The organism is Methylobacterium segetis (assembly GCF_004348265.1).
Lineage (GTDB): Bacteria > Pseudomonadota > Alphaproteobacteria > Rhizobiales > Beijerinckiaceae > Methylobacterium > Methylobacterium segetis.
The window spans coordinates 1-6272 of sequence record NZ_SMNT01000175.1 but is presented as its reverse complement, the minus strand read 5'-3'; the positions used below and the strand labels follow the sequence as shown (position 1 = coordinate 6272).

Annotated in this window: 4 protein-coding genes; 3 read left to right on the top strand and 1 reads right to left on the bottom strand. The window is 69.8% G+C overall.

The features are described from left to right. A partial coding sequence (locus E1J50_RS27650; RefSeq protein ID WP_207919296.1) for a hypothetical protein occupies nucleotides 1–1521 on the top strand: 1521 nt, incomplete at its 5' end. 35 nt (nucleotides 1522–1556) lie between these two features. On the opposite strand, the gene E1J50_RS25405 is transcribed toward E1J50_RS27650, so the two are convergent. Continuing rightward, the gene (locus E1J50_RS25405; RefSeq protein ID WP_132256969.1) at nucleotides 1557–2291 is read right to left on the bottom strand and encodes a sigma-70 family RNA polymerase sigma factor; all 735 of its coding nucleotides are present in this window, start codon (nucleotides 2289–2291) and stop codon (nucleotides 1557–1559) included. Nucleotides 2292–2537: 246 nt separating this feature from the next. Here E1J50_RS25405 and E1J50_RS25400 point away from each other — a divergent pair, with 246 nt between their 5' ends. After that, the gene (locus E1J50_RS25400) at nucleotides 2538–3920 is read left to right on the top strand and encodes a pentapeptide repeat-containing protein (RefSeq protein WP_245516755.1); all 1383 of its coding nucleotides are present in this window, start codon (nucleotides 2538–2540) and stop codon (nucleotides 3918–3920) included. Between the two features lie 242 nt (nucleotides 3921–4162). Further along, nucleotides 4163–6272, top strand: a 2110-nt coding sequence (locus E1J50_RS27645) for a PAS domain-containing protein (RefSeq protein WP_165937982.1), incomplete at its 3' end; no start/stop codon positions are given.

Here is a 6272-nt window from a genome sequence, read left to right as displayed (position 1 = left end):
TCCAAGGCCGAGACGCTTTCGAGCGCGGAGGCGAACGGGGCGAGCGCAGCCTACCCGGGCGCGGATCCCGCGGCACCCGGCCAGGCGAAGCACGCGGACAAGGCGGCCGGTGATCCCGAGGCGGCCAAGGCCACGGGCTCGGAGAAGCACGCTGCGGCCGAGCAGGGCTCCAAGGCCGAGACGCTTTCGAGCGCGGAGGCGAACGGGGCGAGCGCAGCCTACCCGGGCGCGGATCCCGCGGCACCCGGCCAGGCGAAGCACGCGGACAAGGCGGCCGGTGATCCCGAGGCGGCCAAGGCCACGGGCTCGGAGAAGCACGCTGCGGCCGAGCAGGGCTCCAAGGCCGAGACGCTTTCGAGCGCGGAGGCGAACGGGGCGAGCGCAGCCTACCCGGGCGCGGATCCCGCGGCACCCGGCCAGGCGAAGCACGCGGACAAGGCGGCCGGTGATCCCGAGGCGGCCAAGGCCACGGGCTCGGAGAAGCACGCTGCGGCCGAGCAGGGCTCCAAGGCCGAGACGCTTTCGAGCGCGGAGGCGAACGGGGCGAGCGCAGCCTACCCGGGCGCGGATCCCGCGGCACCCGGCCAGGCGAAGCACGCGGACAAGGCGGCCGGTGATCCCGAGGCGGCCAAGGCCACGGGCTCGGAGAAGCACGCTGCGGCCGAGCAGGGCTCCAAGGCCGAGACGCTTTCGAGCGCGGAGGCGAACGGGGCGAGCGCAGCCTACCCGGGCGCGGATCCCGCGGCACCCGGCCAGGCGAAGCACGCGGACAAGGCGGCCGGTGATCCCGAGGCGGCCAAGGCCACGGGCTCGGAGAAGCACGTTATGGAGGCCCACGGCTCCAAGGCCGAGGCTGCGCCGGACGCGCCGGACGGGACGGCCACGGACATCAAGGCCGCCGGCCCCGGCAAGGCTGCGGATGCCGCCGGTTCGGAGAAGGGCCTCGGCCCGGACAAGCATGCCGCTGACAGCCACGCGAAGGCAGAGGCGCCGCAGGCGGAACCCGAGGCGAGCGATGCAAACCGTCCGGCCGTCGACACCGCGGCTCCGGACCGGCCGGGCAAGCATCCGGACAAGGCCGTCGCCTCGTCCGAGCCGCCCCAGGCCAGCAGCCCGGACAAGCACGCCGTCGACGGCCACGACCCGAAGGCGGAAGCGGCTTCGTCCGGGCAGAACGGGAGCGCGGCGCCGAACGCTGCCCCCGCGGGCGATGCCGGATCGAGCGCGGAACAGGGCCAGGCGGCCGCCCCCGCGCATCCGGCAGCCTCGGGTCAGCCCGCCCTGTCACCGGTTGCTGCAACGCCCGACAAACCGGCGCACGCGCCGAAGGTGGATGCGCGGCCGGGCAGTCCCGCGGCAACAATCGACGCGGACGGCAACCTCGTCTTCGCGCCCGTCAAAGGCTCACAGAACCATCCGGCCCCAGGCCACGCGCCGCAGGAGGTGGATCCGCACGCGGATGTAGGCCTCGTGGGCCTGTCGCAGCCGCACGCGCCCCTTCACCATCCCGAGCTTCACTGAACAGGCCGGCCGGGTCCGGAAGGGCCCGCGGCCGTTCAGGCCGGCAGGCTGCCGAGCTTCGGCCCGCCCTGCCCCATCGCTCCGGCCAGAACCTCGCGGGCGCGGCTGACGCGGCTCTTCACGGTTCCAACCTGGCATCCGATCACCGACGAGGCCTCCTCGTAGGTCATGCCCTGCGCGGCCACGAGGATGAGCGCTTCCTGCTGCGGCAGCGGAAGCCGACGGATCCGGGCCCAGAGTTCCTGCAGAGCGACCCGGTCGACCTGATCGGAGGGCGCGACGAGGCGTCCGGCCGCCGCGCCATCGACGTCCTCGACCTCGCGCTTCGAGCGTCGGCGCTCCGTGTAGAATTGGTTGCGCAGGATCGTGAAGGCCCAAGCCTTGAAGTTGCTGCCCGGACGATAGCGGTGCTGGTTCTGCCAGGCCCTGAGCAGCGTCTCCTGGACGAGATCGTCGGCCTGGCTGGCATCGCGGACGATCGACCGGGCGAAGACGCGCAGATCCGGCAGCAGCGCCAGCAACTCGTCGCGGAACGCGATCGAATCGGCCGGATCGAGCCCGTCCAGGGAAGCCCCGAGCTGCTCGATGAGCGTCAGGAACTGCGTCGGCATCGCCCGCTCGGGGCTCGCCGCGTACAGGGTCCGGAGTTGAAGCCCCAGATGATCGCGCAGGAAGGCCGGGAGCTGGACGCGCGACCCGGCGGTGCGCGCGTTCGACCGCCCGTGACGGCTCTCGCCGGGACGCGTCGGAGCGTGTGAGTGGAACGCCATCGCGTGCTTCGTGTCCCTCGCTCGGCGGCCATACAGTGAATTCATAATAGGCCGTCACTGTATGCCGATCAAGAACCGCCGCTCCGCGCGGGGCATGCGGTGCTCAGGCGTGGCGCGACCGCCTTCCGATCCGGGACGCTCGAATGTGTGGTAGGCCCCAGCGATCGGGGCCGGGACCGCATCCGACCCGGGCGGCTCGCTCACAGGATGGCCCGCGTGCAGGAATCCGGAACAGGAGAGCCGATCTTGGGAGACGATCAGGGCAGCCGAGCGCCCGATGCGCCGGAGGCGCGGGTCCTCGCGGCTCTCGAGCAGATCGCGGATCACCACGCGGGGCGCTCCCTCGGCACGGAGGCGCCGCTCGATCTCCGGGGCCTTCGCCTGGGGCGGACCGCGCTGCAACCGCAGCTTACTTCCGGCAACCGGCCCCTCTGGTGGGACGCGCAACAGGTCGGGCTGAACCTCGTCGGCGCACGGTTGCAGAACGCCACCGTCGAGGAGGCCGACCTCTCCGGCGCCAATCTCGCGCGGGCGAGCCTCACCGGCGTGCTGGGCCGGTCGGCCAGCTTCGACGAGGCTCTGATCGAAGAGGCGGATTTCGGCAATGCCGACCTGAGCGGGGCCTGCTTCACGGCCGTCGCCGGCGGCCAAGCCAACTTCGCCCAGTCGATGCTGGAGGACGCAAACTTTTCGAACGCGGCGATGCGCTTCGCCAAGCTCCCGGGCGCGCTTCTCGACGGAGCGAATTTTTCCGGCGCGGATCTCTGGGGCGCCACCTTCGTCGGGTCGGACGCGGATTACACGACCTTCCGGGGCGCACGCCTCGACGAGGTGGATCTGAGCGACACCAATCTGACCTTCGCGAATTTCGAGGAGGCCAGCCTGGCCAAGGCGCGATTGGCCGGCTCGCGCCTGCGCGGCGCGAACTTCACGGGGGCGAAGCTCGACGGAGCGGATTTGTCCGGTGCCGATCTCTCGGATACGAGCCTCGTCCGCCTGAACCTCTCCACCTGCAAGCTTCGTCATGCCCGGTTCGCGGGGGCTTGGATCAACGGGACGCGGTTCCGGATCGAGCAGCTCGGAGGGGCGGTCGGCGAGGAGATCGCGGGAGAATACGAGGCGGCGCAGGCGAGCTACCTCGCCGTCGAACAGAACCTGAAGAGCATCGGAAGCCACGACGAGGCGAGCTGGGCCTACAAGCGCGGGCGTCGCATGGGGCGCCATCAGGCCGGCCGGAACGCCCTGGCCGCCTGGCGGGACCGAGACCCGAAGTCCCTGGCCCGACATGGCTACCGGTGGGCCGCCGACCGCTTCGTGGAGTGGCTGTGCGACTACGGAGAGAGCCTCTCCCGGATCGTGCGCGCCTTCGCCCTGCTGATCCTCGTGTTCGGAGCGTTCTACGGCGTCACGGGCGGCCTCATCCCGGAGGGCAGCGAGGGGCACCCAACCCGCAACGTCGTCGATCTCGTCAGCTACAGCGCTCTCAACATGATGACGGCGAACCCTCCCGAGATCGGCATCAAGCCCGTCGGCCGCGTGACGAACCTGCTCGTCGGCACGCAAGGAGCCGTGGGCATCATCCTGATGGGCCTGTTCGGCTTCGTGCTCGGGAACCGGTTGAGGCGGTAGCGCCCACGCCGCCGAGCCCTCGCGATCCCTTCCGCCTCGGCGGGAGGGGCTCCGACCTGTTTTAGCGGGCACGCGCTCCCATTCCAGGGTAGCAACCGGCCCTATGCATCTGTAAGTTGTGTCCAAGACGATACAATAACTTGTGCGCGTTTGATTGAACGAATGCCTGCCCGATCAACCCACCGCTCCGCTCCACCCGCGCGCATCCCGGCCGGCCCCGCAATCCGAGGCGGGACCGCCTGATGGCCACCGAGCAGGCGCCGGAGGCGGGCGCGACGCGCGAGGATCGGTACCGGCTGCTGGTCGACAGCATTCTCGACTACGCCATCTACATGCTGGACCCGCAGGGGCGAGTCGCGAGCTGGAACCGGGGCGCTCAGCGCTTCAAGGGCTACACCGCCGAGGAGATCATCGGCCAGCACTTCTCCCGGTTCTACACCGAGGAGGATCGCGCCACGGATCTGCCCGGCCGCGCGCTGAAGATCGCTGAGACCGAGGGCCGTTTCGAGCAGGAGGGCTGGCGCGTCCGCAAGGACGGCTCGCTGATGTGGGCGCACGTGCTGATCGACCCGATCCGCAGCGAGGACGGCACGCTCGTCGGGTACGCCAAGGTCACGCGCGACATGAGCGAACGCAAAGCCGCTCAGGATGCGCTCAATCAGAGCGAGCAGCGCTTCCGCCTGCTCGTTCAAGGCGTCCAGGACTACGCCATCTACATGCTGGACCCGGGCGGGCGGGTCGCGAGCTGGAACCGGGGTGCCCAGCGCTTCAAGGGCTACACCGACGAGGAGATCATCGGCCAGCACTTCTCCCGGTTCTACACCGAGGAGGATCGCGCCACGGATCTGCCCGGCCGCGCGCTGAAGATCGCTGAGACCGAGGGCCGTTTCGAGCAGGAGGGCTGGCGCGTCCGCAAGGACGGCTCGCTGATGTGGGCGCACGTGCTGATCGACCCGATCCGCAGCGAGGACGGCACGCTCGTCGGGTACGCCAAGGTCACGCGCGACATGAGCGAACGCAAAGCCGCTCAGGATGCGCTCAATCAGAGCGAGCAGCGCTTCCGCCTGCTCGTTCAAGGCGTCCAGGACTACGCCATCTACATGCTGGACCCGGGCGGGCGGGTCGCGAGCTGGAACCGGGGTGCCCAGCGCTTCAAGGGCTACACCGACGAGGAGATCATCGGCCAGCACTTCTCCCGGTTCTACACCGAGGAGGATCGCGCCACGGATCTGCCCGGCCGCGCGCTGAAGATCGCTGAGACCGAGGGCCGTTTCGAGCAGGAGGGCTGGCGCGTCCGCAAGGACGGCTCGCTGATGTGGGCGCACGTGCTGATCGACCCGATCCGCAGCGAGGACGGCACGCTCGTCGGGTACGCCAAGGTCACGCGCGACATGAGCGAACGCAAAGCCGCTCAGGATGCGCTCAATCAGAGCGAGCAGCGCTTCCGCCTGCTCGTTCAAGGCGTCCAGGACTACGCCATCTACATGCTGGACCCGGGCGGGCGGGTCGCGAGCTGGAACCGGGGTGCCCAGCGCTTCAAGGGCTACACCGACGAGGAGATCATCGGCCAGCACTTCTCCCGGTTCTACACCGAGGAGGATCGCGCCACGGATCTGCCCGGCCGCGCGCTGAAGATCGCTGAGACCGAGGGCCGTTTCGAGCAGGAGGGCTGGCGCGTCCGCAAGGACGGCTCGCTGATGTGGGCGCACGTGCTGATCGACCCGATCCGCAGCGAGGACGGCACGCTCGTCGGGTACGCCAAGGTCACGCGCGACATGAGCGAACGCAAAGCCGCTCAGGATGCGCTCAATCAGAGCGAGCAGCGCTTCCGCCTGCTCGTTCAAGGCGTCCAGGACTACGCCATCTACATGCTGGACCCGGGCGGGCGGGTCGCGAGCTGGAACCGGGGTGCCCAGCGCTTCAAGGGCTACACCGACGAGGAGATCATCGGCCAGCACTTCTCCCGGTTCTACACCGAGGAGGATCGCGCCACGGATCTGCCCGGCCGCGCGCTGAAGATCGCTGAGACCGAGGGCCGTTTCGAGCAGGAGGGCTGGCGCGTCCGCAAGGACGGCTCGCTGATGTGGGCGCACGTGCTGATCGACCCGATCCGCAGCGAGGACGGCACGCTCGTCGGGTACGCCAAGGTCACGCGCGACATGAGCGAACGCAAAGCCGCTCAGGATGCGCTCAATCAGAGCGAGCAGCGCTTCCGCCTGCTCGTTCAAGGCGTCCAGGACTACGCCATCTACATGCTGGACCCGGGCGGGCGGGTCGCGAGCTGGAACCGGGGTGCCCAGCGCTTCAAGGGCTACACCGACGAGGAGATCATCGGCCAGCACTTCTCCCGGT